General features: G+C 61.8%; 25 protein-coding genes and 1 pseudogene. 11 read left to right on the forward strand and 15 right to left on the reverse strand.

Going from position 1 to position 26,215, the window contains the following annotated elements:
• The first annotated feature begins 68 nt into the window (after positions 1-68).
• A complete protein-coding gene (locus tag AB4Y36_RS32370) occupies positions 69-779 on the forward strand; it encodes a TetR/AcrR family transcriptional regulator (protein ID WP_069268771.1) in 711 nt (236 codons plus the stop codon).
• Positions 780-809: 30 nt separating this feature from the next.
• Here the strand turns inward: AB4Y36_RS32370 and AB4Y36_RS32375 are convergent, their stop codons facing one another.
• The gene (locus tag AB4Y36_RS32375; RefSeq protein WP_368685170.1) at positions 810-1,349 is read right to left on the reverse strand and encodes a PaaI family thioesterase; all 540 of its coding nucleotides are present in this window, start codon (positions 1,347-1,349) and stop codon (positions 810-812) included.
• 32 nt (positions 1,350-1,381) lie between these two features.
• Here AB4Y36_RS32375 and AB4Y36_RS32380 point away from each other — a divergent pair, with 32 nt between their 5' ends.
• Entirely contained in the window at positions 1,382-2,533 is a 1,152-nt protein-coding gene (locus AB4Y36_RS32380; RefSeq protein ID WP_141710899.1) for an NADH:flavin oxidoreductase, read from the forward strand.
• A 64-nt stretch (positions 2,534-2,597) separates the two neighbouring features.
• Here the strand turns inward: AB4Y36_RS32380 and AB4Y36_RS32385 are convergent, their stop codons facing one another.
• The 3 genes from AB4Y36_RS32385 to AB4Y36_RS32395 all read right to left on the reverse strand — a co-directional run bounded on the left by AB4Y36_RS32385 (position 2,598) and on the right by AB4Y36_RS32395 (position 5,423).
• Positions 2,598-3,293: an SDR family NAD(P)-dependent oxidoreductase gene (locus AB4Y36_RS32385; RefSeq protein WP_368685171.1), complete on the reverse strand. Its 696-nt coding sequence runs from the start codon at positions 3,291-3,293 to the stop codon at positions 2,598-2,600.
• A 35-nt stretch (positions 3,294-3,328) separates the two neighbouring features.
• Positions 3,329-4,123 (reverse strand): enoyl-CoA hydratase/isomerase family protein, encoded by a 795-nt coding sequence (locus AB4Y36_RS32390; RefSeq protein WP_368685172.1) that lies wholly within the window; start codon positions 4,121-4,123, stop codon positions 3,329-3,331.
• A gap of 103 nt (positions 4,124-4,226) precedes the next feature.
• Positions 4,227-5,423, reverse strand: a complete 1,197-nt coding sequence (locus AB4Y36_RS32395; RefSeq protein ID WP_069268775.1) for an amidohydrolase family protein — start codon at positions 5,421-5,423, stop codon at positions 4,227-4,229.
• A gap of 238 nt (positions 5,424-5,661) precedes the next feature.
• Between AB4Y36_RS32395 and AB4Y36_RS32400 the strand changes: the two genes are divergently transcribed.
• Positions 5,662-7,083 (forward strand): MFS transporter, encoded by a 1,422-nt coding sequence (locus tag AB4Y36_RS32400; RefSeq protein WP_368685173.1) that lies wholly within the window; start codon positions 5,662-5,664, stop codon positions 7,081-7,083.
• Between the two features lie 105 nt (positions 7,084-7,188).
• Here the strand turns inward: AB4Y36_RS32400 and AB4Y36_RS32405 are convergent, their stop codons facing one another.
• Entirely contained in the window at positions 7,189-7,995 is an 807-nt protein-coding gene (locus AB4Y36_RS32405; protein WP_368602309.1) for an IclR family transcriptional regulator, read from the reverse strand.
• Positions 7,996-8,122: 127 nt separating this feature from the next.
• Between AB4Y36_RS32405 and AB4Y36_RS32410 the strand changes: the two genes are divergently transcribed.
• Entirely contained in the window at positions 8,123-8,995 is an 873-nt protein-coding gene (locus tag AB4Y36_RS32410) for an SDR family NAD(P)-dependent oxidoreductase (RefSeq protein WP_368602308.1), read from the forward strand.
• A 648-nt stretch (positions 8,996-9,643) separates the two neighbouring features.
• Here the strand turns inward: AB4Y36_RS32410 and AB4Y36_RS32415 are convergent.
• Positions 9,644-10,072, reverse strand: a pseudogene (locus AB4Y36_RS32415) (NAD(P)(+) transhydrogenase (Re/Si-specific) subunit beta); the annotation flags it as partial.
• Between AB4Y36_RS32415 and AB4Y36_RS32420 the strand changes: the two are divergent.
• Positions 9,995-10,168: an NAD(P)(+) transhydrogenase (Re/Si-specific) subunit beta gene (locus tag AB4Y36_RS32420; protein WP_368685174.1), complete on the forward strand. Its 174-nt coding sequence runs from the start codon at positions 9,995-9,997 to the stop codon at positions 10,166-10,168. The pseudogene AB4Y36_RS32415 and the gene AB4Y36_RS32420 sit on opposite strands and share 78 nt — an antisense overlap.
• Before the next feature lie 155 nt (positions 10,169-10,323).
• Here AB4Y36_RS32420 and AB4Y36_RS32425 read toward each other — a convergent pair whose 3' ends face one another.
• Both AB4Y36_RS32425 and AB4Y36_RS32430 read right to left on the reverse strand, forming a co-directional pair.
• Positions 10,324-11,565: a CaiB/BaiF CoA transferase family protein gene (locus AB4Y36_RS32425; RefSeq protein ID WP_368685175.1), complete on the reverse strand. Its 1,242-nt coding sequence runs from the start codon at positions 11,563-11,565 to the stop codon at positions 10,324-10,326.
• A gap of 48 nt (positions 11,566-11,613) precedes the next feature.
• Positions 11,614-12,408 carry a crotonase/enoyl-CoA hydratase family protein gene (locus AB4Y36_RS32430; protein WP_069268779.1) on the reverse strand — a complete coding sequence of 265 codons (795 nt, stop codon included), beginning with the start codon at positions 12,406-12,408 and terminating at the stop codon, positions 11,614-11,616.
• A gap of 220 nt (positions 12,409-12,628) precedes the next feature.
• On the opposite strand from AB4Y36_RS32430, the gene AB4Y36_RS32435 reads away from it, so the two are divergent.
• The 5 genes from AB4Y36_RS32435 to AB4Y36_RS32455 all read left to right on the forward strand — a co-directional run bounded on the left by AB4Y36_RS32435 (position 12,629) and on the right by AB4Y36_RS32455 (position 18,250).
• The gene (locus tag AB4Y36_RS32435; protein WP_069268780.1) at positions 12,629-13,405 is read left to right on the forward strand and encodes an enoyl-CoA hydratase; all 777 of its coding nucleotides are present in this window, start codon (positions 12,629-12,631) and stop codon (positions 13,403-13,405) included.
• Between the two features lie 112 nt (positions 13,406-13,517).
• Positions 13,518-14,504, forward strand: a complete 987-nt coding sequence (locus AB4Y36_RS32440) for a nitronate monooxygenase family protein (RefSeq protein WP_069268781.1) — start codon at positions 13,518-13,520, stop codon at positions 14,502-14,504.
• Positions 14,501-15,697 carry a CaiB/BaiF CoA transferase family protein gene (locus AB4Y36_RS32445; protein WP_368685176.1) on the forward strand — a complete coding sequence of 399 codons (1,197 nt, stop codon included), beginning with the start codon at positions 14,501-14,503 and terminating at the stop codon, positions 15,695-15,697. The genes AB4Y36_RS32440 and AB4Y36_RS32445 overlap by 4 nt, the downstream gene beginning before the upstream one ends.
• Positions 15,698-15,710: 13 nt before the next feature.
• Positions 15,711-17,003: an acetyl-CoA hydrolase/transferase family protein gene (locus tag AB4Y36_RS32450; protein WP_368685177.1), complete on the forward strand. Its 1,293-nt coding sequence runs from the start codon at positions 15,711-15,713 to the stop codon at positions 17,001-17,003.
• Positions 17,004-17,053: 50 nt separating this feature from the next.
• A complete protein-coding gene (locus tag AB4Y36_RS32455; RefSeq protein ID WP_368685178.1) occupies positions 17,054-18,250 on the forward strand; it encodes an acetyl-CoA C-acetyltransferase in 1,197 nt (398 codons plus the stop codon).
• A gap of 49 nt (positions 18,251-18,299) precedes the next feature.
• Here the strand turns inward: AB4Y36_RS32455 and AB4Y36_RS32460 are convergent, their stop codons facing one another.
• Together AB4Y36_RS32460 and AB4Y36_RS32465 are read right to left on the reverse strand one after the other, a co-directional pair.
• A complete protein-coding gene (locus AB4Y36_RS32460) occupies positions 18,300-18,470 on the reverse strand; it encodes a rubredoxin (RefSeq protein ID WP_069268785.1) in 171 nt (56 codons plus the stop codon).
• 32 nt (positions 18,471-18,502) lie between these two features.
• Positions 18,503-19,705, reverse strand: coding sequence for a cytochrome P450 (locus AB4Y36_RS32465; protein ID WP_368602303.1), 1,203 nt, complete (start codon positions 19,703-19,705; stop codon positions 18,503-18,505).
• 154 nt (positions 19,706-19,859) lie between these two features.
• Here AB4Y36_RS32465 and AB4Y36_RS32470 point away from each other — a divergent pair, with 154 nt between their 5' ends.
• The gene (locus tag AB4Y36_RS32470; protein ID WP_069268787.1) at positions 19,860-20,765 is read left to right on the forward strand and encodes an SDR family NAD(P)-dependent oxidoreductase; all 906 of its coding nucleotides are present in this window, start codon (positions 19,860-19,862) and stop codon (positions 20,763-20,765) included.
• 63 nt (positions 20,766-20,828) lie between these two features.
• On the opposite strand, the gene AB4Y36_RS32475 is transcribed toward AB4Y36_RS32470, so the two are convergent.
• The 5 genes from AB4Y36_RS32475 to AB4Y36_RS32495 all read right to left on the reverse strand — a co-directional run bounded on the left by AB4Y36_RS32475 (position 20,829) and on the right by AB4Y36_RS32495 (position 26,163).
• On the reverse strand, positions 20,829-21,659 hold the full coding sequence (locus tag AB4Y36_RS32475; RefSeq protein ID WP_368685179.1) for a CoA ester lyase: 831 nt from the start codon (positions 21,657-21,659) through the stop codon (positions 20,829-20,831).
• A 65-nt stretch (positions 21,660-21,724) separates the two neighbouring features.
• Positions 21,725-22,582 carry a MaoC family dehydratase N-terminal domain-containing protein gene (locus AB4Y36_RS32480; RefSeq protein WP_368685180.1) on the reverse strand — a complete coding sequence of 286 codons (858 nt, stop codon included), beginning with the start codon at positions 22,580-22,582 and terminating at the stop codon, positions 21,725-21,727.
• 8 nt (positions 22,583-22,590) lie between these two features.
• Entirely contained in the window at positions 22,591-23,745 is a 1,155-nt protein-coding gene (locus AB4Y36_RS32485; RefSeq protein WP_368602300.1) for a serine hydrolase domain-containing protein, read from the reverse strand.
• Positions 23,746-23,794: 49 nt separating this feature from the next.
• Positions 23,795-24,565 carry an enoyl-CoA hydratase/isomerase family protein gene (locus AB4Y36_RS32490; protein ID WP_368685181.1) on the reverse strand — a complete coding sequence of 257 codons (771 nt, stop codon included), beginning with the start codon at positions 24,563-24,565 and terminating at the stop codon, positions 23,795-23,797.
• Positions 24,562-26,163 (reverse strand): GMC family oxidoreductase, encoded by a 1,602-nt coding sequence (locus tag AB4Y36_RS32495; RefSeq protein WP_368685182.1) that lies wholly within the window; start codon positions 26,161-26,163, stop codon positions 24,562-24,564. The genes AB4Y36_RS32490 and AB4Y36_RS32495 overlap by 4 nt, the downstream gene beginning before the upstream one ends.
• Positions 26,164-26,215 lie beyond the last annotated feature (52 nt).

Raw genomic sequence — 26,215 nt, forward strand, 5'->3', positions numbered from 1 at the left:
CCAGTATTGGCACCCTCTGGCGCTCGTGAGTATACTGATGCCCTAATTCCGTCATCAAAAGCTCAACGATGTCCAAACCTATGGCAGTTCAGGCTCCCGACGGAGCCTCGCGGCTCGCTGCGGCGGGCAAACCTCGAACGGCCGGCCGGCCCACCCACGACGACGCGGTCCAGCTGCGCGAGCGCCTGCTCGACGCCGCCAAAACGGTCTTCATGAGGGAAGGTTTCGGTGCCGCCAGGGTCGATGAAATCGCGTCACTGGCCGGCGTCAGCAAAACTACCGTTTACCGCCAGTTCGGCACGAAGGAAGAGCTTTTTCGCTCTATCGTCTGGCGCGGCATGTCCGACCTGCGCGGCAAGATCGATCAGCACCTGGTGCCCGGCCGCGATTTTTCGACCAGCCTGGCATCCCTGATCGATGCGCTCGTCGAACACATGGCGATACCGGACAGCATTCACACTTCACGCATGGTCATTGGCGAGGCGATACGTTTTCCGGATGTCGCAAGGCAGTTTCTGCAGTTCGTGGTGACGATGCTGGAGCCGCTTACGGCCGTTCTGGAAGCGGCAGCGGCCAATGGAATGATCGACATCGACGATCCTGCGAACGCGGCACGTGATCTTCTCACGCTGGTCACTGGGGCCCCCGAAGTGCACCTTGCGATCCAGACTACGCGCGCTGAACGCAAGCGTAGGGCCGAGAGGATTCATCGGATCCTGTTGACCGCCTGGAAGTATCGCGCAACGCTCGATAAGGCTCGAGCGAGAGCAATGCAGTAACGTTCGCCGCGCGCCTGCCTCGCCCGCAGACTAGCTGCCGACTTCCCCCATCACCTGAAACTGCCCGGATGCCTGGGCAATGCACTTCGCATTGGCCCAGATCCGGCAGTCCGAGAAAATCACCCGTTTCCCAGAGCGCAGAACGTCGACATGGGCTTCCACCCAGTCGCCCGGTTCAGCGTTGCCCATGAAGTTGACCGTCAGGCCCGTCGTCAACACCCTTACGGCCGGTTGACGCGAATACTTGCTCGCCCACGTAATGGCCGTATCCGCCAGCATGCAAACGGCGCCGCCGTGCATCATCTGGCCGAGATTCCGATGCGCTTCGCGCACGTACATACCGACGACGTGTCCACGCTCGCTCTTGCGAAAATAAGTAGGACCGAACATCTGATGGAAGGGGCCAAACTCCGGCATCAATGCAAAGCCCTCCGGAATGGGCTTTTCTTCGCTCTCTTCAAGCGCCTCTACCGCCAGTGCGTGTGCGTGTTCCAATGCCACTCTCCTCTTCGCGCCGTAGGTGACCGGCACCAATAAATGCTTTTTCATGGGGGAGAGATAGCGTATCATTATTCGCACGCAAGTCAATTATATGAATGAATATGGACATCGGATCGCTCTTTACGCCGCTCGTTGTTCGAGGCGTCACGCTTGCCAACCGCATCGTCATGTCACCCATGACTCGCGGCTTTTCGCCCAATGGACTGCCCGGCAGTGACGTTGCCGCCTACTACAAGCGGCGCGCGCAGGGCGAGACTGGCCTTATCATCACGGAAGGTGTCGGTGTCGATCATCCGGCGGCCCTGGGCGAAGCCGGACTCGGCGAGAATTCGATTCCCGTACTCGCCGGAGCAGAATCGGTTGCCGCGTGGCGGCGAGTGACGAATGAAGTTCATGCGAGCGGCGGCGTCATCTTTCCGCAACTGTGGCACATGGGACCGATGAAAGAGGCGAACACAGGGCCCTTCCCCGCCGCCGCGCCACTACGGCCATCGGGGCTCTGGGGGCCGTCCGGACGCACGACTTCTCTCAACGCGGGCTACATGGAGCGGGTGAGGCCACCAACGCGCCCAATGACCGACACCGAGATCGCGGACGTCATCGCCGCCTACGGTCGAAGCGCGTCGTTTGCGAAGACCGCCGGATTCGACGGCATTGCCATCCACGGAGGGCACGGCTATCTGATCGATGCGTTCCTTTGGGCCGAGACCAATCAACGCACGGACAAATGGGGTAAGGATCTCGTGGCGCGCAGCCGCTTTGCCGCCGAAGTCGTGCGCGCGATACGCGAAGCGATCGGCGATACGATGCCGATTACATTCCGCTTTTCACAGTGGAAACAGCAGGATTTCCGTGCGCGCCTCGCCAACGATCCGCACGAGCTCGAACAGATCCTCGCACCGCTCGCAGATGCTGGCGTCGACATCTTCGAGGCGAGTACGCGCTATTTCAATCGCGCGGAGTTCCCGGGCTCGGAGATGAATCTCGCAGGCTGGGTAAAGAAAGTGACCGGCCGGTATGCTATGGCGGTGGGCGGAATCGGTATTAATAAGGGTTACTACGATTCCATGGCCGGAGCCGAAACATCGGTGCAACCCGACCTGACACCACTGCTGGATCGTTTCTCGCGCAACGAGTTTGACCTTGTTGGCGTAGGACGTTCGCTTCTGCACGACCCGAACTGGGCCCGGCGTGCCCGCCTGGGCGAGCCGTTTCTCGGATTCAGCAACGATTCGCTCGCGCGCCTCACCTGAAACGCAGTTTTGCAGTTGACGCCCCTGTATCAGGCGTCAACTGCTGTTGGTGGCCTGTTAATCTTCAGGTGCGCCCAGTAACCGGAATCAATGCACCGGTTACCCCCGACGCCGCTTCGGAAGCGAGAAAAAGAATCACGTTCGCGATTTCCTCGGGCCGTACCCAACGTGAAAAGTCTGCATCGGGCATGTCGTTGCGGTTTTGCGGCGTGTCGATAATACCCGGCAGGATCGCATTCACGGTAATTGACCGATCCTTGAGCTCTTCGGCTAGCGCCTCCGTCAGACGCATTACTCCCGACTTCGACGCCGTGTACGCACCCATTCCCATACCTGCCTTCAGTGCGGCACCAGCGCCAATGTTGACAATGCGACCGCCGTGCGCGCCGACAGCAAGATAGTCCAACGCCGCTTTCGATGCCGTAGCGGCCGTCCGCACGTTCATCTGATACATCAAATCCCACGTCTCGAGGGAGCCGTCCGCCAGTGTTTCCCAGCGAAATCCGCCCGCTATGTTGACGACGGCATCGAGCTTGCCAAGCTGCTCGACAGTCGCCGAAAACGCCGCGCGCGCCGCGTCCAGGTCAGTGAGTTCCACGCCGCCTCGCCACCAGGAGGCGTGTAGCTGCTCCGCGCTCGCGCCGTCCGGCGCAGGCGCCTTGTCGATCAGCGCGACCTTCCAGCCATTGTCGGCAAATACCCGGCCCACCGCGCGTCCCAATGTGCCGAAGCCACCGGTTACCACCACTACCCGTTGCATGTCCGATCACTCCCTCGCCGCGTCGGCGTGAAAAATCAACGTCCCTTGAAAACCGGCTCACGTTTCTCGCGAAACGCGTTGACCGCTTCCTGGTGGTCTTCAGTCAAATTCGACAGCGCCTCGTAGCCGATCGACGCATCGAGAATCGAATGCGCGAGTTGCTTGAGTCCGATGTTGATTGAAGCCTTGGTCCATTGAATCGCACGCGCGGCTCCGTTTGCCAGCCGCTTCGCCATGGCATCGACAACGGCATCGAGTTCGTCAGCCGGCACGGCGTGATTGATGAGCCCCAGACGCGCCGCCTCTTCCGCGGTGAGGAGGTCACCCGTCAGGAGGTATTCCTTGGCCTTCGCGTAGCCGACGAGCTGCGGCCAGATCACCGCGCCGCCATCGCCCGCTACGAAGCCGACTTTCACGTGCGGATCGCCGATCTTCGCGTGATTGGCCGCGTAGCTCAGATCCGAGAACAACGCGATCGTCGCGCCCAGACCAATTGCATGACCATTGATCTTCGCGATGACCGGCTTCGGACAATCGAGCATCGAGAAGACGATTTTTTTGGCGCGCTGCATGCCTTCCAGAAACAACGCCGGGTTGTCGATGACCTGCTGCATGTGCTCGATATCACCGCCCGCGCTGAATGCGCGCCCAGCGCCCGTCAACACGACAACACGGGTCTCGCCGTCCTCCGCGACATCGAGAAAGAGCCGCGACATCTCAATGTCCATTTGCTCGTCAAACGCATTCAGCGTTTCGGGGCGGTTGAGCGTGACGGTCAGGACGCCGCCGTCGCGTTCGAGCAATAACGCCTTATAGTCCGAAATATTCATGGCTTACCTGTTCACAAGAAGAGACAGCGCGGGACGACGGGTCGCGCCGCCGCGCAAACGCCGGATGCGATTCCCGCTGCACCGGCGCCCCGCGCGACTTCGATTACACCTGCAGCGGAATGAACCTGCGACCGTTGTCGTACATGATCTTGCGCGTGTCTTCTTCGGCAAGCCCATTGAGCGCTTCCGCAGCGAAGTCTTTCGGCTCCGGCACGCCTTCCGCGTGCGGATAGTCGGAGCCCATCAACAGAAAGTCCGACGATCCGGTTTGCGCGATGATCTGGCCAATGTCGTCCTCGGGATACGCGACCACAAACACGTTTTCCTTGAAGATCTGGCTCGGGCGCTTCTTCAGTTGACCGCACGGCCAGTAACCATTCTTCGCCATGCCCCGGCACTTGTCCATTTTCACGAGCAGCGACGGCACCCATTCGGCACCGTTTTCCGCGCTGCACAGCTTGACGCGCGGGAAACGCTCGAAGAAATTGTAGAAGATGAACGACGACAGCGTTTCCATCACCGGACGCTCGCCGTAACCGTGCATCCAGACAAAGGCGGTTTGACGCTGGCGCGACTGCTGCACCGGCTCGCCCCACACCGCCATGTGATCCTTCATGTAGATCGCTTCCGACACGTGGAACGTGACACGCACGCCCGCTTCGTTGAGGATCGACCAGAACGGATCGAAATACGGGTCCGCCGGCGCACGGCCATTGAACGGCCCCATCGGCATCAGGATTACGCGGACGCCGTTCGCGACCAGCCATTTTGCCTCGGCGACGGCGGCGTCGAGATCGTCGAGCGTGACGACCGGCGTCGTGTAGATCCGGTCCTTGTAGTTGAAGCCCCAGTCGTCGAGCATCCACTGGTTATACGCATGCAACACGGCATTTGCGGCGGCAGGCTCGTTGAGGTACGAAATGCACGCGACCATTTCGCCGATGTACATCGTGCAGGCTTCCACGCCGAATTCGTCCATCTTCTTCAGGCGGGCGTCGCGATTGAACATGTCCGGCGTCGGGGCGACACGCATGTCGACGTTGTCCTTGCCGTCCTTCATCGCGCGCAGCCATTCATGCAGCTTGCCCGGCGGCGGCACGTGCCCCTCGGCCGAGGTGTAGCCTTCGCTGATTTCCACCTTGCGGTCGCCGACATACATGCAGCGGTTGCCGTCGGCCGTGACACGGCTGGTGAACGACCAGTCCTTCTTGAACTTCTCGGGCAAATGGCGGCTGTATGCGTCCTCGACTTCGTAGAAGTGCGTGTCCGCGTCGTAGATCTTCCCTTGGTACGCTTGCATGAACTCTCTCCTGATTGTGGGGGAGCGCTGCTCAACGTGCGCCCTTGAGAGAAGTATCGGCTCAAGCCATCAGCCCAAAAACTCTCATATCGAACCCAGAAACGTCGATATCGAATTGATATCGATCGGCGCCGTCGCGATTTCCGAAGCTCGCACATGGCATCCTCCGAAAAACATCAATACGAACATCGTTCGCATATGAGTATACTCGAAACGATACATACAACCGGAGACGCTCATGCAAGTTGAAGTCCTCTCGCAGCAGGCACACCGAGCACAACCCGTAGCCGGTCCGCCGCGCGGGTTCACGATGGCGATCCTGCTGGCCGCAGTGGCCGCCTCGTCGGGAATCACCGTTATCTATACGGTGCTGGTCACACTCTACAAAGCCTTTCCCGCTTCGAACTCCGTGAGCTGGACGGTTACCGCATACTGGCTCGGCTCGGCCGTCTTTGCCGCGGTGAGCGGGCGGCTCGGTGACCTGCTGGGCTACCGTCGCATCCTGCTCGTGGTGATGTCGGTCGCTGCCGCCGGCGCGGTCGTCGCCGCCTGTGCAACCCATGTCGGCATGCTCGTCGCCGGGTGCGCGATGCAATCGATCGCGGCAGGCATTACACCGCTCTCCATCGGCCTGGTCCGCGAGAACCTGCCGCCAGCGAGGCTGCCTGGCGCCGTGGGCCTGATCAGTGCTGCAGGCATGGTATCCGCGGGGCTGGTCTACATTTGTGCGGGCGTCGTCGTGGATCACTATTCCTGGCAAGGCGGCTTTTGGTTCAAAGTCGCGCTTTGCATCATGGCAGTCGCTGCCGTACGCGCATGGACGCCGCCGTCGCCACAGCATCCCAGCGTCCGGATCGACTACCTTCGAGGCCTTGCGTTCGCTCCAGCACTTTGCGCGATGCTCTTCGCGGTGCAACAGATCCGCGCGTGGGGGCTCGGCGATGCGCGGCTTTGGGGTTTGATCGTCGGCGGCGTGATCGTGCTGGGACTATGGGCGCGGCATCAGCTCAAGGCGCGTCATCCGCTCATCAACGTGCGTCTGCTGAAGACGCGCGAGGTCGTCCTGGCGAATGCCTGCATGGCATTCCTCGCGGCAGGCGCCATGCAACTGGGACAGGTTTTCTCGCTGCTCGCCCAGCAGCCTGCCGGCACGCACGCTGGATTCGGACTGAGTGCAACAGCAGCCGGATTACTGATGTTCAGCGTCAACATCGTCGCGATGGTCGCGAGCCCGTGGAGCGGCCGCGTTGCGGCCCGCTACAAGGCGCGTCGCGCCGCCTTGATCGGCATGGTCATCCTGGCCTTTGCCTGGGCCTCACTGATCGCGCTTCATCGCAGCCTGCTGCTCTTCGTTCCAGGCGCGGTCCTGTGCTCGTTCGGGCTCGCCTTCGCGAGCACGGCGCTGTACAACCAGATCGTGGAAACGACGCCTGCGCATCAGACAGGCGAGGCAACGGGCATGCTCTACGTCTTCTTCTCGTGCTTCTTCGCGGTAGGCGCCCAGGTGGTATTCGTGCTGTTACGCGGCGCGACGGGGGGACATGACGGTGCGTCGTTTCCCGCCGACAGTGGCTATGTTTCGGTGTTCGTCTACATCGCCTGCAGTTCGATTGCCGGACTGCTGATCGCTTGCATGCTGCCGAAGCGTCACGCCCGTTGATCGTCGTTGCGAACGACCTGTTACACGCCGGTCCGACGCTTCTTCGAATTCGCCATGCGTGCCGAACATTGAAGCATGTGCTTCAATGCTCGGCACGCTGGCCGGTCACTCATCTTCGGCTTGACCCAATGCAGACGCACGCTGCGCCACCCTGATCATGTTCTGCTCGAGCTGCGGGCGTTCGCGATCGAAACGCTCGAGCGGCGCACCAATCGCCATCGCCGCAATCACGTTACCGTTCGGCCCGAAGATCGGTGACGACACACCCGCGGAGTCCGGCAGCAATTCGCCGCGGCTCACCGACAAACCGGTTTCGAGGATGTGATCGAGTTCGTCACGCAGCGCCTTCTTCGTCGCGACCGTTTGCGGCGTACGGCGCTCGAACTTGACCGTCTTCATGTAGTCGGTGACGAAAGCCTCCGGCGCATGAGCCAGCAGCACGCGCCCCGCGGCCGTGCAATAGAGCGGACGGCGCAATCCGATGTGCATCGAATAGCGCACGGATTGTTCGCTCTCGATCACATCGACATAGGTGATCTCCTTGTGCTCGTGATCAAGGACGCCGATATAAACGGTTTCATTGGTGCTCTTCGAGAGATCCACCAGGAACGGGCGCAGCATCTTCGAGAAATTCCACGCGGCCATCACGCCGGCGGACAAGCGGAAGATCGAAGGCCCCAGGCGATAGCGGCCTGCGTCGTGCATCAAAAACCCTTCCGCCACGAGAGGCCTCAGCAGATTGAGCAGGCTGCTCTTCGGCGACTCGAGGGCAACATTCAGTTCTGCCAGCGACATCCCTTCCGGAGACTTCGCCAGCACATCGAAAATTCCGAGGAGTCGGGTCAGCGAGCGCGGCCCGCTGACATCCCGGTCCGCCGGCGCTGAGGTCTCTTTCAACATGATTTTCCCCATGAATTGACTGTATCGATTATACGGGAACTATTCACATAGTTTTACAACGATCACAATTTGGCACACTTTTGCACCGCCTGAATTCGGGAATACGCCAGGGCGCCTCCGCATTCAGGTTGAGATATAGTTGAACGGCGTTCATAAAATTGCAATGCAGGAGCAACGCTTTCCGGACCATCCACGCGGCACGTTCGCGCGTCGAACTGCAGCATCAAACTTCACTTCTGGATCACACATGCACACGAAAAAACTGGCAGAAAAGGTCGTCATCGTGACCGGAGGCGGGCAAGGCGTTGGACTCGGCATTGCCCGCGCGCTTGCCACCCAGGGCGCGAGTCTGGTGCTGACTGGCCGCACGGAGAGCAAACTCAAGCACGCTGCTGACGAATTGAGTGCCCTCGGCTCGCAAGTGCTCGTCGTGCCTGGTAACACGCGCAATCGAGCCGACGCCGTGCGCACGGTCGAACTTGCCATTGAGCGTTTCGGACGCGTGGACGCGCTTATTGACAACGCACAAAGCAGCAGCCCGGGTGTGCCGCTCGAGTCCGTTACCGACGACGACTGGAGCGACACACTCGAGTCTGGCTTGTACGGCACGCTGTATTTCATGCAGGCCGTATTGCCGCACATGAAGGCACAGGGCCGCGGCACCATCGTCAACTTCGGCTCGCGCACAGGCATCGAAGGGCTCAAGGGATTCGGCGCGTACGCCGCAACCAAGGAGGGCATTCGTGGACTTTCACGTGTTGCCGCGCGCGAATGGGGTGCCTATGGCATCACCGTCAATGTCATTTGCCCGGCAGCGCTCACGCCAGCCGCTGAAGCCTATCTCGAGGCCAATCCCCAGGAACGCACGCGCTATCTCGGTGAAATCGCTCTTGGCCGCTTCGGCGATCCTGAGCTCGATATTGGACGAACAGTTGCATTTCTGTGTAGTGACGACGCTAATTTCATAACCGGGCAGACTATCAGTGTGGACGGCGGACAGTCAATGCTTTAGTGCGTCTTTTTGAACACAGTTGCAATATATGAAACGAGAAGTTGCATTTCTCAGCGGCGCAGAGAATTTAATTGAACTAACAGTTGCATTAACTGAGATACCTCGATCCGACGGCGAGTTCGCACGAGACGCCTACCAAAACGATCGAAAGTGGTCACATATTTCTCCTCCGGCACACTTCGCGAGAGCGTGTGGAGTTTGACCTTGGCTGCGGGACACCGAGCCAAGGTTTTTTTTTGCGCCGTTGTGTCAGGCGATTTTCAACGGGGGCACCGCGACGTCGAGACTCACCCGAAGCCGTAAAGCGATGAACGGATTTGGGCGACGGCGAAGAGGACGCTCACCACGACAGACCGAATCGGCCTGTGGAAATTGCGATCTCGATGCCGCTTTTCAAGAAAGCAATCAGTACCATTCCGATGTGAAGAACGGCAAGTGCACGTCCATCCAGTCGTATTCGCTGCGGCAGACCGCCCATGCCCACCGGGGTGACTTTCGACCGCCGTGGGCAGCGTCCGATCGTTGATGCAGGCTTGAATGAGTTGAAGCATCGCCGCCCGCTTCGAGATACCCGACTTCGACCTCGGTTGTGCCTGCGATACCGCTATTGCTATTCTCAGTCGTCATGATTCGTCCTTTAGCTACCGCTTACTCCACCGCCTTCACCATCTCCTCGATCACCTTCTTCGCGTCGCCGAACACCATCATGGTTTTATCCATGTAGAAGAGTTCGTTGTCGAGGCCCGCGTAGCCGGCCGCCATCGAGCGCTTGTTCACGATGATCGTGCGCGCCTTGTACGCCTCGATGATCGGCATGCCCGCGATCGGCGACTTCGGATCGTTCTTCGCCGCCGGGTTCACCACGTCGTTCGCGCCGAGCACCAGCACCACGTCGGTCTGGCCGAACTCGTTGTTGATGTCCTCCATTTCGAACACCATGTCGTACGGCACCTTGGCTTCCGCGAGCAGCACGTTCACGGCTTCTCGCTGAACAACGCCATGCTGATCATCGCGGGGTCGCTGGTGGGCTCTTCCGGCGCGATCCTCTCGTACGTCATGTGCCACGCGATGAACCGCTCGTGTCTCCGGCGTCGCGGCCACGCGGGTTTCGTTCGCCCGGTTTGTGCGGGTATTGCAATGTGCATCAAAGAACCCATGATTGCAAAAGCGTGATACGAAGCAAGCCAGTTGGCCGCCGAGGGTTCGCGCAACCCCGCAACCATCCTCGAATGTCTCGCAACGACAGTGACATTCGTTGTCCTGATTGATATGGATAGTCCGCAATAGAGCGCAGCCCCGAAGGGCTGCGCTTCGCAAGATCGTGCTTTCTAAATTACCTTCTTTTCGCGCAAGGTATCGATATCGGACTGCGACATACCCAGCACATCGTGCAGCACGGCGTCCGTGTGCTGCCCGAGCATCGGCGGCGCTCCGTACGAATCGATCGGCGTGCCCGACATCTTCACCGGATTGGCAACCATACGGACCGCCTCGTCGGTGAGCGGATGCGCGACTTCAACACACATCGCACGCGCCTGCACATGGGGATCGGCGAACACTTGTTCCAGATTGTTGATCGGCCCCGCCGGCACCCCAGCCGCGTCGAGAGCCGCCAGCAGTTCATCGCTTTGCCATTCGGCGATCAGCGGTTCGAACACTTCGCCGAGCGCGCGGCGATTCTTCACTCGCAGTGCAATCTCGCTGAATCGCGGGTCGCTGGCGAGTTCGGGATGCCCGAGGACCTGGCACATCCGCGCGTATTGTTCGTTGTTGCCCGCAACGATCATGATGTCGCGATCGGCACAGCGGAACATGCGCGACGGCATGCCGCCGTTTCCCTCCGTACCGCGCCGGACCGGAACCTGCCCCGAAACGAGGTACTGGCTCGCATAGTGCGAGGTGGCGGCGATCATCGCGTCCAGCAGCGCCAGGTCGATGTACTGCCCGTCCCCACTGCCGCCTTGCGCCGCGTCGCGATGATAGAGCGCGGCGATGATCGCGGACGCCGCGTACTGTCCACAAAGGATGTCCGCGAGACTGGGCCCGGTTTTCATCGGTCCGCCGCCTGGCACGTCGTCGCCGTTGCCCGTGACGCTCATCAGACCGCCCATCGCCTGGAAAATCGAGTCATATCCGGGGCGGGGACTGTACGGCCCGGTTTGTCCGAACCCCGTTATCGAGCAGTAGATCAAGCGAGGATTGACGGGTTTGAGGCTCTCGTAGTCGAGCCCGTAGCGTTTCAGGTCGCCAACCTTATAGTTCTCGAGCAGCACGTCGCAATGCGCAGCCAGCGAGCGGATCAGCGTCTGCCCGTCGGGCGTCGAAATATCGCACGTGATCGACTTCTTGCCACGGTTCGCGCTGATAAAGAACGTCGATTCGCGCGTAACCTTGCCCTCCCGATCCATGAGAAACGGCGGGCCGAACTGCCGCGAATCGTCCCCTTTGCCCGGACGCTCGACCTTGATGACCTCCGCGCCGAGATCCGCCAGCATCTGCGCCCCCCAGGGCCCCGCGAGAATACGGCTCAGGTCGAGTACGCGAACTCCCGTCAACGCGCCTTTTGTCATATCAAACTGTCCCCTTGAATTCATACCCGCCGCGCCGCAAGCCATGCCTCAGCGTCCGACGAACTTCGCCGTACGTTTTTCGATGAAGGACTGAACGCCTTCCTTTGCATCTTCCGTGTTGTAGAGAAACTGCTGCGTCGACTGAATCGTCGCGTAGGCATCCTGCCAGCCTTGCCCCAGTGAAACACGCGCGTTCTGCATCGTGGCCTGCACGGCGAGCGGCGCCTGCGCGGCGATTCGCTCTGCGATAGCCAGCGCGCGGTCGAATTCCTGGCCCGCCGGCACGACGTCCTGAACGAAGTTCATGCGGCGCGCCTCCTCGGCAGTGAACTCGTCGCCGGTGAGCAGCACCTTCATCGCGTTGCCCCAGCCGGCACGCTGGACCATGCGGAACGTCGCACCACAACCTGCCATGATCCCCCGCTTCACTTCAAGTTGGGAGAAACGGCAGTTATCGGCGGCCACGGCCACTTCCGATGCGAGCATCAATTCGACAGCGACCGTAAAGCAGATTCCCTTGAGAGCGATGACGACCGGCTTGGTGCGCAGCGGCGCGCGCAAATTGAACGGATCGACCTCGCCCTCCGGAAGCAAGGGTTTGCCCTCACGGCGCAGCGGCGCGATCTTCGGCATGTCGAGCCCCGCCGTAAAGTGGTCGCCTTCGGCATAGACCAGACCGCAGAACAGATCGCTGCTGTTCTCCAGCCGCGTGTAAGCGGCGGCCAGTTCCCTGAACATCTTCGGGGTAAAGCCGTTGCGCTTTTCCGGCCGGTCGATGCCTATCAAAAGCAGGTTCCCGCGTTGTTCAACGCGAATCTGTCCGTCCTCGTGACGAGTCGTCATGCACTGTCTCCTCGCGGTGTTTTCCATTAGCGAATCTGACCATTGGCTCAATTGACAAAGCCGGGTCACACATTCAGAATCATAAACGTCGTTCACAAATTTGGCAACGCGCGGCACGACCTGACGCAGTCTGCACGGGGTGCCACAGCCAATACAAGCAAGGCCGGGCAGATACCGATGCTGGCTTAAGTGTTCACCCTGATTCCCGCAAGGAAAGACCATGGCCTACGAGACGATCATCGTCGAAATTCACGGCAAGACCGGCTTGATCAAGCTGAACCGTCCGCATGCCTATAACGCGCTGAACAACCAGTTGATGGACGAGCTGACGGCCGCACTCGACGGCCTCGAGGCCGATCCTGCCATCGGCGCGATCGTGCTCACCGGCAGTGAAAAAGCATTCGCCGCCGGAGCCGACATCAAGATGATGGGCGAATGGACGTACATGGACGTCTACAAGAACCAGTTCATCACTTCGAACTGGGAGCGCACCTCGCGTTGCCGTAAACCGGTCATCGCCGCCGTCGCCGGTCTCGCGTTGGGCGGAGGCTGCGAGCTGGCCATGATGTGCGACTTCATTCTGGCCGCCGACAACGCGCGTTTCGCCCTGCCCGAAATCACGCTCGCAACCATTCCCGGCGCCGGCGGCACGCAGCGCCTCACGCGGGTGCTCGGCAAATCGAAGGCGATGGAGATGATTCTCACCGGCCGCAAGATGGACGCTGTCGAAGCCGAACGATGCGGGCTCGTGAGCCGTATCGTTCCTGTCGATACGCTCGTCGGCGAAGCGCTGAAAACAGCCGACGAAATCGCCCGATTCTCGCAACCGGTCGTGGCGATGGCGAAAGAGTGCGTCAACCGTGCTTACGAATCGAGCCTCGCCGAAGGCATCCTGTTCGAGCGGCGCATGGCCTATTCGACCTTCGCCACCCAAGACCGCAAGGAAGGCATGGCGGCCTTCGCCGAAAAACGCAAGCCGCAGTTCCGCGATTGTTGAATCGCTGAGAAACGAGAGCCAATTCTGCCTTGGCTAACCGAGCACGCCAGGCCGCGCGCATCCAGCGCCCTCCTCTGGCACCCACACTCCCTCCCCAGACTACAGGCACGTGATGAAACCCTACGTCAACCGCATTACTGAATTACTCGGCATCCAATACCCCATCATTCAAGGCGGCATGCGGTGGGTGGCGCGCGCCGAACTGGCAGCGGCCGTAGGTAACGCGGGCGGTCTTGGGTTCATCTCCGCGCATACGCATGCAAGCGCCGACGCGCTCGCGCGTGAAATCGACAAAGTGCGTTCGCTCACGGACAAGCCGTTCGGTGTGAATCTGACCGTACTCGGCGCGAATGCCGGTCTCGACTATGACGCGTATGTGCGCACCATCGTTTCGCAGGGTGTCAAGGTCGTGGAAACGGCAGGTAGCAATCCCGCGAAATACATCGCCGAATTCAAGGCGCAGGGCGTCAAGGTCGTCCACAAGTGCGTCACGGTCCGCCACGCGGTGAAGGCCGAATCGCTCGGCGCAGACGCCATCAGCATCGACGGGTTCGAATGTGCGGGGCACCCCGGTGAAGACGATATCCCGGGACTGATCCTGATTCCCGCCGCCGCCGACAAGCTGAAGGTGCCGATTCTCGCCTCCGGTGGTTTCGCCGATGGGCGCGGTCTGATGGCGGCTCTGGCGCTCGGTGCGGACGGCATCAATATGGGCACGCGCTTCATGCTCACGCAAGAATCGCAGGTCCACCCGGCGATCAAGCAACGTCTGCTGGAAGCGACGGAGCGCGATACGGTGGTGGTCGGCCGCTCGCTCGGCGATTCAAGCCGTGTGATCAAGAATAGCGTGAGCCTCGCCGCGCTCGAACTCGAGCGCAGCGGGCACGTGACGCATGCCGACCTCTACGCGCTGACCGGAGCCAAGCGTTGGATGGACGCATTCGGCACGGGAGAAGTCGAAGGCGGCGCGTTCCCCGCCGGGATCGTGACCGGTCTCATCCACGACCTGCCGACTTGTGCGGAACTGATCGAACGCATCGTGAAGGAGGCTGCCGCGATCGCGCAACGCCAGCTCGGCTTCGGAGCCGCTCTCGCATGAAACTCACCGGTCTTCGCGTCGTGGACCTGTCACAGTTCATGCCGGGTCCGTTCCTCGCCGCCAATCTCGCGGAACACGGGGCGCAGGTCATCAAGATCGAACCGGTCACCGGCGACCCCACACGCGGCGCGCCGGGCACGGATGGCGCGTTCTACGCCGCAATCAACCGCGGCAAGCGCAGCATCGCCCTCGACCTGAAGCATCCCGACGGACGCGAGGCGGCGCTCAAGCTGATGAACGAGGCCGACGTGGTGATCGAATCGTCACGACCGGGAGTGGCCGCCCGCCTTGGGATCGACTACGACACGGTGAGCCGGACGAACCCGCGACTCGTTTATTGCGCGATGACCGCATTTGGACAGAATGGCCCGCTCTCTCAACTGCCCGCCCATGATCCGGTGATTCAAGCGCTCGCGGGCACGCTGCCGCGCGATAGCCGCGGGAGGCCCGTTACCACGGGGCCGTCGCTCGCGGCGCTCGCCGGTTCGTTGACGGCGTTGGCCGCTGTGTTGATGGCACTCCTGCGCGCGCGGGAAACCGGGCGCGGCGACTATATCGACGTCTCGCTCTTCGATGCGGCGCTCACGGCGCAGCCATACCTGAGTGGCCGCTTGCTCAACACGCCGGACGTTTCACCTCAGGAAACGCCAGACGACGACAGCGGACTCGCACTGCTCAGCAGCTATGAGACCGCCGATTCGAAATGGCTTTGCCTCGGCGGCCGGGAGCGCAGTTTTGCCACTAACCTGCTTACGCCACTCGGCCGCCCGGATCTGGTCGGCGACGCCATCGGTCCGGCCGGCGACGGTCAGACGCGGGTGCGCGCATTCCTGACGCGTACCTTCCTGACCCGCACTCTCGATGAATGGCTCGACTGGTTCGAGGGCCGAAACATCAGCGTCGCGCCGGTGCTCTCGCTCGCCGAAGCGCTCGACCATCCGCATGCGCATGAGCGCGCGATGATTCAAAGCGATCCGTCCGGACGCAAACACGTTGCAAGCCCGATTCATTTCCGCATGGAGCCTGCAGCGCCGCCGCTCGCCGTTGCGCGCCTTGGCCAGCATACGGAAGACGTGCTGCGCAGCATCGGATACAGCGAAGAGCGGATCGCGGAAGTCATCGCGTCGGGCGCCGTGCGTGGGCAGCACGACGACACCTATGCCGTTGCGCCAATGACTCAAACTACGCACTGACGCGAACAACATCATGCCTTTACTGCTAGAGGCGGACTCCGTCGACTTCGCATCCATCGTTCGTCCAGGAGATACCGTCGCGTGGGGTCAATCGAACGCGGAGCCCCTCCCGCTCACGAGAAAGTTGCTAGAGCAACGGCACGGCATCGGCGCGTTTCGGATTTTTCTGGGCGCTAGTCGTTTCGACACGTGCCGGCCAGAGCACGCTGACTGCATCGATTTTGTTTCGTACTGCGGCACAGGCGCCAACCGCGCTTTGGCCAAGGCTGGCGCACTCGATATTCTTCCGTGCCACTACTCGCAGTTTCCGCAGATGATGGAGTCGGGCCAGTTTCCCATCGACGTCTTGCTGCTGCAGCTGGCGCCGCCCGATTCACTGGGTCGCTACAGCCTCTCCATTGCGCACGAGTATCTGATTCCGGCACTGAAGCACGCGCGCGTCGTCGTCGCAGAGGTGAATGAGCAGGCCCCCTGGACGTACGGCGAGCGCTACCTTCGCGACGATGAGATCGACTTCATCCTGCCGACGTCGCGCGCTCTTCCCGAAAGTTCGCCCAGCGCAGCAAGCGCAACGGATCTGGCGATCGCGCGGTACACGGCAAGTTTGATCGAAGACGGCGCCACGATTCAACTCGGTCTCGGCGCGATTCCAGAGGCGATCCTTGCGTGCCTCTCCGATCGTCGAAACCTCGGCATTCATTCCGGCGCGATCGGAGACAAAGTCGCCGACCTCATGCAAAGCGGCGTGATCAACAATACGCGCAAATCCATCGACATGGGCAAGACCATCGCCGGCGTGATGATGGGCGGCCGCCGCATTCACGAGTTCGCGCACCGCAACGACGCCATCGAGTTTCGTTCGACCCGCTACACGCACGACCCGCATGTGCTCGCGAGCATCGATCGCTTCGTCGCCGTCAACTCCGCGGTCGAAGTCGATCTGAGCGGGCAGATCAACGCCGAAATCGCGGGGGGCGTGTACGTGGGCGCGGTGGGCGGCGCGCTGGACTTCCTGCGCGGCGCGCGACGCTCTCGTGGCGGCGTTCCCGTCATCGCACTGCCCTCCACGGCTGGCAAGGGCGCCACCCGCATTGTCGCGTCGTTGACCGGGCCGGTCAGCACGCCGCGCAGCGATGCCGGAATCGTGGTGACGGAATATGGCGTTGCCGATCTGCGCGGACTAACGTTGCGGCAACGGCGCGAACGCATGCTTGCGATCGCGCATCCGGAACATCGTGGCGCTCTCGACCAGATGGCCGGCGCCCCGCCGTCCAATCGGTCCGGAAGTGCGACGCTCGTCGCCTGATTGCCATCGGGCCCGAATCAGAAACTCGAAACCCTGCAAGGAACTGTCCCATGAAACGCGCAGCAATTGTGTCCCCCGTACGAACGCCCGTCGGCACCTTTGGCGGTAGCCTGCGCGGTGTCTCCGTCGAAGAACTCGGCGCACTCGTTGCGAACGAAACGATCCGGCGAGCGAGACTCGATCCCGCTCGCATCGACGACGTCGTGTTCGCGCAATCGTATGCGAGCAGCGAAACGCCCTGCGTGGGCCGCTGGATCGCGCTGCAGGCGGGCCTGCCCGTCGAAGTGCCGGGCATGCAACTGGACCGCCGCTGCGGCGGCGGCCTGCAGGCGCTCGCCACCGCAGCGATGATGGTGCAGACTGGCGCCGCCGACGTGGTGCTGGCCGGCGGCGTGGAAAGCATGAGCAACATCGAGTACTACAGCACGGACATGCGCTGGGGCGCCCGTTCGGGCTCCGTTCAGTTTCACGACCGTCTCGCACGCGGCCGCGAGCGCTCGCAGCCCGAATCTCGCTTCGGCTATATCTCCGGCATGATCGAGACGGCGGAAAATCTCGCCACCGACTATGGCATCAGCCGCGAGGCCGCCGACGAATTCGCGTTACGCAGCCACCAGCGCGCGGCGGCGGCGTGGGAGTCGGGCCGCATGGCCGAGGAAGTCGTTGCGGTCAGCGTGCCCCAGAAGAAGGGCGAGCCGCTCCTTTTCTCCAGGGACGAAGGATTCCGGGAGGACGCCAGCATGGAAAGTCTCGGCAAGCTTCGCGCTTTGATGCCGGGCGGCACGGTGACCGCCGGCAATTCCAGCCAGCAGAATGACGCCGCGGCCGCCTGCCTCGTCGTCGCGGAAGACCGTCTCGAAGCGCTCGGGCTCGAACCCATCGCCTGGCTGACCGGCTGGGCCGCCGCCGGCTGCGAGCCTTCGCGTATGGGGATCGGACCCGTGCCTGCGGTCCAGAAGCTCATGGCGCGCACGGGCCTCTCGCTCGATCAGATGGATCTCGTCGAAGTGAACGAAGCGTTCGCATGCCAGGTGCTGGCAGTCCTCAAAGGCTGGAACTGGCACGATACCGACCGGCTCAACGTGAACGGCTCCGGCATATCGCTCGGCCACCCGATTGGCGCAACGGGCGTGCGGATCATGACGACGCTCCTGCACGAACTGACGCGTCGAAAGGGGCGTTATGCGCTCGAGACCATGTGCATCGGCGGCGGCCAGGGTATCGCCGCCGTCTTCGAGCGCGTTTGACACTGGGCGACGCAGCGCACGGCCTGGTGCCGTGCGCGTGCCCTAACCCTCAGGCCTCCACCTCGACCATCACGAAGTCGGCCCTGGTCGCGCCGCACTCGGGGCATGCCCAGTCATCCGGGATGTCTTCCCAGCGGGTACCGGGCGCGATGCCCTCCGCCGGAAGTCCCACTGCTTCGTCGTAGTAAAACCCGCAAAAAATGCATTGCCACTTTTTCATGATCGTCTATGAGTCGTTGAGGTGCGGTTGTGTCAGGGCGCTACGTCCCAGGCGAGCGGCAGATAAAGCATGCCGTTGACCGAGCCTGAGCCGCATCGTGGCTTGTCGCCCTCGCGAATGCGGAAATCGGGAATGCGTTTGAGCCATTCCTGCAGGAACACCTTGATCTCCGTGCGCGCGAGAAACGAGCCCGGGCAGCGATGCGGTCCGTTGCCGAAAGCCGCGTGCATCACCGGCTTGCGCGTGAGGTCGACGGCAAGCGGGTTGCTGAACTTGCGGTCGTCGAGGCCGAACAGAGAGTTCGGCAACTGGATCTGGTCACCCTTTTTGAACTGGACGCCTTTGTATTCCATGTCCTGAGTGATGAGTCGCGCGGTATTCGCCACGCCAAAGCGCCGGATCAATTCGTCGACCGACGACACCATCAGTTCCGGATTCTCGATGAGCTGCCGCCGGTGCGCCGGATTCTCGGCGAGGAAACGCGCGATGAAACCCATCAACGAGGCGACGGTATCCAGACCGCCGAACAGGACGACGATAAACATCCCGAACATGCGCTCGGGGCTGATCGGCTTGCCATCGATCTGCGCGTTGACGATCAGGCTGACCAGATCGCCACCCGCCTGGGCCTTGCGCTTTTCCACCCACGTGGCGATATAGCCGCCAAGACGGTGCTGGGATTCGATGCGTTCGTCGAGATTGCCGCGTACGGCCCACTCCGCCCATTCGAGCAGTTGCTCGCGATCGCTCAACGGAAGGTCTGCGAGACGCAGGAAAATCACGATCGGCAGGATCTTCGAAAACTCCGAGACGAACTCGCATTCGCCTCGCGGAGCGAGCTTTTCGATCAACTCGATTGCGAGGCTGCGCACGTCGCTCTCGAGCGACGCGATTGCCTGCGGAAGAAAAGCGGGCGTGATCAGGTTGCGGTACGCAGTGTGCTCAGGCGGGTCGAGTTCGAGCGGCACCAGCCGCGACTCGTTGAGCGGCGGAATGTTGACGCTTTGATGCGAGAAGCGCGTATGGTCCTTCTGCATCGCCTCGATATCTTCGCCTCGCGTGGCGATCCAGTGGCCGCCATAGTAAGGTGACCATACGATGTCGGGCCCCGCGTGCAGCGACTTCCATGCCAGATGAACATCGTCTTGCGCGCCAGGCGGGTTCATATAGTCGAAATCGACCACGAGTTCTCGCGGAACATGGTCCGGTACGGTCCAGTCTTTCGTATGATTCATCTTGCGTCTCCTTTCATTTCGTCGTCTTCGAATGGATGAATCGCCACACTCCGCGTCAATGGGTCAGCGTTCATATTATGCAACGTCGTTCAGTTTTGCTATTATACCGAGGCGAGCTTTTCTACATCAACGCCTGTATCGAACGGAGACAAGAGTGAGCGATTTCGTCAAGGACAAGGTGGTAGTGGTAACGGGTGCGGGTGCCGGCATCGGGCGCGACTTCGCGCTGCAATTCGCGGCGAACGGCGCCAAGGTCGTCGTCAACGACCTCGGTCGTAACGCCGAAACCGGCGAATTCGCCGCACAGCGCGTTGTCGCGGAAATCAAGGAGGCCGGCGGACAAGCGGTTGCCTCGATGGACAGCGTCGCCGAATGGGATTCGGCGCAGAAGATCGTGCAGGCCGCGCTGGACACGTTCGGCCGCATCGACTGTGTGGTCAACAACGCCGGCATCGTGCGCGACCGCATGTTCTTCAACATGAGCCTCGACGAGTGGAAGGCCGTGGTCGACGTCCACCTGAACGGGTCGTTTTTCGTGGCGCGTGCTGCGGCTCCGCACTTCAAGGCCCAAAACGGCGGCAGCTTCGTTCATATGACCTCCACGTCGGGTCTGATCGGCAATATCGGGCAAGCCAACTACTCGGCCGCCAAGATGGGTGTCGTCGGTCTGTCGAAGTCGATCGCGCTCGACATGGCCAAATTCAACGTGCGCTCTAACTGCATCGCGCCGTGGGCATGGACTGCGATGACTGCCTCGATTCCCTCGGAAACGCCCGAGCAAAAGGCACGCGTCGAGATTCTCAAGCGCATGGAATCGCGCAAGATTGCGCCGCTCGCCGTGTACCTTGCCTCCGACCAGGCCACCAAGGTTTCGGGGCAGATCTTCGGTGTGCGCGCCAACGAAATCTACTTCTTCAACCAGATCCGCATGATCCGCTCGCTGCATCGCGACGGCGGCTGGACGCCCGAAGCGATTGCCGAGCAGGTCATGCCGGCGTTCGAATCGAGCTTCTTCCCGAACGTGCCCTCCATGGCGCTGACGCCGTGGGATCCGGTGTAAATTCAATCGGACCATGCCCGCGCCACATCATGCGGTGGCGGCGCGGGCGCCCCGCAGTTCTCCTTACGCTTCTGCCGAACCGCGCACGCTTTCGGTCTTTTCGGACAAACCGACTATGCGTCTTGCCTTGAGCAAGACCGGCAAGTCCACCATCCGTCCATCCACGGACACTGCCCCGCCTTCAGCGCGCTCGTACGCCTCGACGATTCGCCGCGCCTTGGCAATTTCATCTGCGCTCGGGCTGAACGCGACATTGACCGCTTCAACCTGGCGTGGATGAATGCACAGCTTGCCGCCGAAACCCAGCGATCTTGCCTTCGATGAGTCCTCCGCAAGTTGCCGTTCGTCATTGATCGCCACGGTTACGCCATCCACCGGAGACTGAATTCCGGCTACACGCGAGGCCAGCACGATGCGCGAACGCGCGTGCAGCAACGCGTCCCATGAACCATCGCAATCGAGATCGAGTTCGAAGTCCACCGAGCCGAAAATGAGCCGCTCGATACCGGGCATGCGCGCCACTTCCAACGCGTTCCAGACGCCCTCGGCGGATTCGATGATCGGCCATATCGGCTTCTGCGTTGCCGTGGCGACAGCGGACAGCGCTGCCGAATTCTCCGCCTTGGGCAGCACGATGCCATCGATACCGTCGAGCACTGCAAGCGAGAGGTCATCCTCGAACCACTGAGTGCCAGCGCCATTGATGCGCAACAGCACGCGAACAGGCGCAGCCACAAATGTTCGCGCGGCATCGGCAACATGTTTGCGTGCTGACGCCTTATCCGCGTCAGCGACGGCGTCTTCGAGGTCCACGATCACTGCATCGGCGCCTGCCGCGAGCGCCTTGGCGAATCGCTCGGGTTTGCTCCCAGGCACAAAAAGAAACGAACGCATAAAACTCCAGTTCAGAGAACCGGGCCGCGGAAGTTAAGACACGTTGGCGGACCGGATTCAACACATCAGGCGAGCACGGCCGATGCTTCCATGCGCAACGACCCATCGCTACCCGAAATCCACAACATCACCTTGCCGGCGTCCGATTCGTCCCGCTTCCCGCAGACGTAGAAAGGTGACGTGTCCACCACCGGCTTGATCGCGCGGAACGAAAACGATCGTACGCGCGCGCCCGGCAGCTCCGATCTCAGCGAGTCCATAAGTAGCGTGGCCAGCAGAGGGCCGTGCACGACGAGCCCCTCATATCCCTCTTCGCCGGTCGCGTATGGCCGATCGTAGTGAATACGATGACCATTCAAGGTGAGCGCCGAATAGCGAAACAGCAGCACGGGATCGGGAACGACCTCGCGCGCCCACTGAGCGCTCGCGGGCGCGGCCTGTGGCGCAGCCGGCTTTTCACTCACAGCCGGATGATCGCGATAAACGATATCCTGACGTTCGACGATCGCAACGCCGGCCACGTCGCCAACCTCGTGCTTGACGTTGACGAACACCAGGTCGCCGGTGCGTCCCTGCTTGTGCGCAACGCTTTCGATGCGCGAAAGACGCGTAATCGCGCTTCCCGCCTTCAGCGGCCGCAGAAACTCGAGTTGACTGCCCGCCCACATACGCCGCGGCAAGTCGACAGGCGGCAGGAAACCTCCACGCTTTGGATGACCGTCCGACCCGACCATCGACTGACGATGAACCGGCAGAAAATAAAGCCAGTGCCACAACGGTGGCAAGTCATCGCCCGCCGCAGCAGACGGTTCGTCACGGTCGAGCAAGGCGCCGAGCGCCGCCATCGGCGTGAGAGTGACCTGGTCCCGCACTTCCTCGGTGCGTCCGGTCCATTGCTGCAAATGGGCGATTTCCATGACCATTGCGGTGATCACTCCAGATCGAGCGCTTCACGAATCGCAACAGCGATCGGGAGCAGTGGATCTTCTTCCGGCGTGGTCGGATTGAACAGCTTGTTGTGGCAGATTGCCACCGCGAGTCCCGTGTCCGGGTCCGCCCAGCCGATCGAATTGCCCTGCCCCGGATGACACAATGCGCGCGGCGAACGCGCCGCCGTCACCGGCGGATGATTGCCGCCGAACCAGAAGCCGCCGATCGTGATCGGAATCGGAAAGCCGAACATCACGGGGTCCGGCTCTTCGCTGTTGGCGCGGGGCGTATTCAGCGTGGCCACGCGTTCCTTCGAAAGGATCCTCACCCCGTCCAGCTCACCACCGCACGCAAGCATCGCCCAGAAACGCGCTTCACTACGCGCATTGAAGATCCCGCCCACGCCCGCCACCTCGGCGCGCCGTACGTCCGGGCGCTCGAACACATGCGGCGTCAGTGCGACCTGCTGCGGCATCGAGCGCAAGAACAGCGGCGGCAGGTATTCCGCGGGAACCGGCACCATTGCATCGGTAAGACGAGCAATGCGTGGCTCGACTTCATCAGGAATGCCAATCCAGAGATCGTGTATACCGAGCGGCTTCGCAATCTCCTCCTGAACGAAGCGGCCCAGCGAGCGCTTCTTCGGGTCGGCGCGTCGGACCAGTTCCCCAACGATCCAGCCGAAGGTCATCGAAAGATAAAGCGTCTTCGTGCCCGGCTCGGCGAGCGGCTCCAGGTTCGCGATGGCGCGCGTCATCCATTGCCAATCGCACATCAGTTCCGGCGTCACGCCGTCCGGCATCTGCGGCACGCAGGCGCGGTGAGTCAGCACATCGCGTACCGTCGTCTTGTCTTTCCCGTGCGCACCGTACTCCGGCCAATAGCGCGCGACCGGCGCGTCGTATTCGATGAGCCCGCGGTCTGCCAGAATGTGCAGCGCGGTTGCCGCGACTGCCTTCGTCACCGAATAGACGTTGAAGAGCGTATCGCCGTCAACGAGGCGGCCGGTGGCCGGATCGGCCACGCCGCTCCATGCGTCGATCACGAGTTTGCCATTGAGATAGGCCGCCACCTGCACGCCGATCTCGCCACCCTCCCGCGTCGCACGGTCGAGCGCCTTTTGAACGATCGCGTTTCGCTCGGTTAATGTATGCACTGCCAGGTCCATATCGTGTCTCCCATTCGTGAACATGTCGCTTTGACGGCTAGGTCTTGCCAGACTGCGCGGCAATACCGGCGAGCCCTTCGAGCGCGAGTCCGTAGCCCAGTTCGTCGGCCATGCGCCGCTTGAACGGCTGAGCAAAGACCGCGCGGGTATAGCGCAGGGTTTCGATCGGCTTCGCCGCGAGGCTGCGGGCGATCTCCCAGGCGCGATCGAGCAGCGCTTCCCGCGTGACGACTTCGCCGACCACGCCAAGCTCCCACGCGCGTTGCGCCGTCATGCGCTCGCCGGTGAGCAGAAAATGGCGTGCGCGGTTATGGCCGACCAACATCGGCCAGACGATCTGCACACCATCCGCCGGCACGACGCCGTGAACGAAGTGCGCCTGATCCGAGATTTCAGCGTGACTGGACGCGAGCACGATATCGGAGAGCACGAGCAACTCGGCGTGAATGAGCGCCGGGCCGTTGATCGCGCCGATAACGGGAACCGGAATGTCCAGCAGTTCCATGAGCAAGTCCTGCCCCTCGCGCTGAAGGCGCGGCCAGATTTGCGCAAGCGGTTCCGCCGGCAGCTCGGCGTAGTTCATGGCGTCGCAGAACGCATCGCCGGTGCCCGTCAGGATCACTACGCGATTTTCGAGGTCGCGTGCAATCTGATAGAACGCCTCGCCTAGCTGGCTGTGAATACTGCCGTCGAGCGCGCCCCACTTGAGCGGGCCGCCGTTCGTGTGCAGGCGCACCTGTAGAACGCCATCGCGCCGTTCGAATTCGATGTTCGCAAAGCGCCTGCCGTAGTCCTCGAGATGGCTCATCGTGCATCCTCGAGGATCAGGCCGGCGGCACGCCATGCCATCGCCATCATGGGGCCATTGGTGTTGCCGGAGATCATCGTGGGCGTCACGGAGAGATCCATCACGCGCAGGCCTTCAACGCCCCGCACCCGCAAGCGCGAATCGAGCACGGCAAGCGGACCGGAGCCCATCTTGCAGGTGCCGCAAGCGTGAAAGCCGGACTGCCCCTCGCGCCGGTAGAGGTCGAGGATCTCGGCGTCGGTCTGAACAGCGGAACCTGGACGCGTTTCTCCTTCCAGCAGGCTGGCTAGCGGCTCGGCGGCCAGCACGTTGCGCATGAGCCGGAATGCGCTGACGGCCATCCGCTGGTCGTACGAATCGGCAAGGTAGTTCGCAACGACTTCGGGCGGCACACGGGGGTCCGCCGACTGAATCCTCACATGTCCTTCACTGCGCGGACGCAGTGGATAGCTGAAGAGCTGCATGCCAGGGAACCTCTCGAACGCGTAGCCGGCTGCGCCGAAATCCATCGAGTACGGCGCCATCATCAGTTGAACGTCGGGGCGCTTCGCGTCGGGAGCAGTCTTGACGAAGCCGCCCACCTGATACGAGCCGAGCGACATCACGCCACGGCGGAACAGGAAATACTGCATCGCGTTGCGCCACAAGCGCAGGCCGCTGAACTGCCGGTTCTGCGAGTCGCGCCAATGCCGCAAACGCGCCTGCACCATATACAGATAGTGCTCGCGCATGTTCAGCCCGACACCCGGGATCGCTGCAACGATCGGGATGCCAAGCGACTGCAGATGACCGGGATCGCCAATGCCCGACAACTGCAAAAGCCGCGGCGACTCGATCGTTCCGGCCGACAGAATCAGTTCGCGGCGTGCACGATAGACGATCTGCTGCCCCGCGCTTTCGCATTGCACGCCTGTTGCGCGCGTGCCGTCAAAAACGATTCGCACAGCCTGCGTCGCAGTAACGACCGTGAGATTCTTGCGCGAACGAACGGGCTTCAGAAACGCTTCGGCCGAGCTTTGCCGCCGCCCGTTGCGTATCGTGTAGATCAGATAAGCGACGCCCTCGTGATCGAGCCGGTTGATATCCTCCACGCGCCGAATGCCAAGCGACCGGCACGCCTCGAGAACAGCGTCGCCAATGCGGTTGCGCTGCGCATACGGCGAGACTTTCAGTGGGCCGCCCGATCCCCGCAGTTCGTCGGCGCCCAGCGCGTGATCTTCGATCTGCCTGAAGCACGGCGCCAGGTTTTGCCAGCTCCAGCCCTCCACGCCCAGTTCGCTCCATCCGTCGTAGTCCTCGGGATGTCCGCGCATGTACACCATGCCGTTGATGCTGCTCGAACCTCCGAGCATCTTGCCGCGTAGCCAGATTTCATTGCGGTGCCCGTTGCCGTCGTCGGGCTGCACGGGGATGAACCAGGCGTGAGCCGGATCGCCCAGCAGCTTTCCGAATCCCTTTGGCATCCGGATCAAGGGACTGCGGTCCTCGGGCCCTGCTTCAATGAGCAGCACCGTATGGCGCCCGCTTTGCGAAAGACGGTTGGCGAGCACGCAACCTGCGGCGCCCGCGCCAACCACGACATAGTCAAACTCCGTCATCAATGCGTTCTCCACCGTCGGTGCGCGCCGGGCAACTCAATATGCGAGCTGG

Origin of the sequence: Paraburkholderia sp. BR10936 (assembly GCF_040965735.1) — a bacterium.
Classification (GTDB): domain Bacteria; phylum Pseudomonadota; class Gammaproteobacteria; order Burkholderiales; family Burkholderiaceae; genus Paraburkholderia; species Paraburkholderia nodosa_A.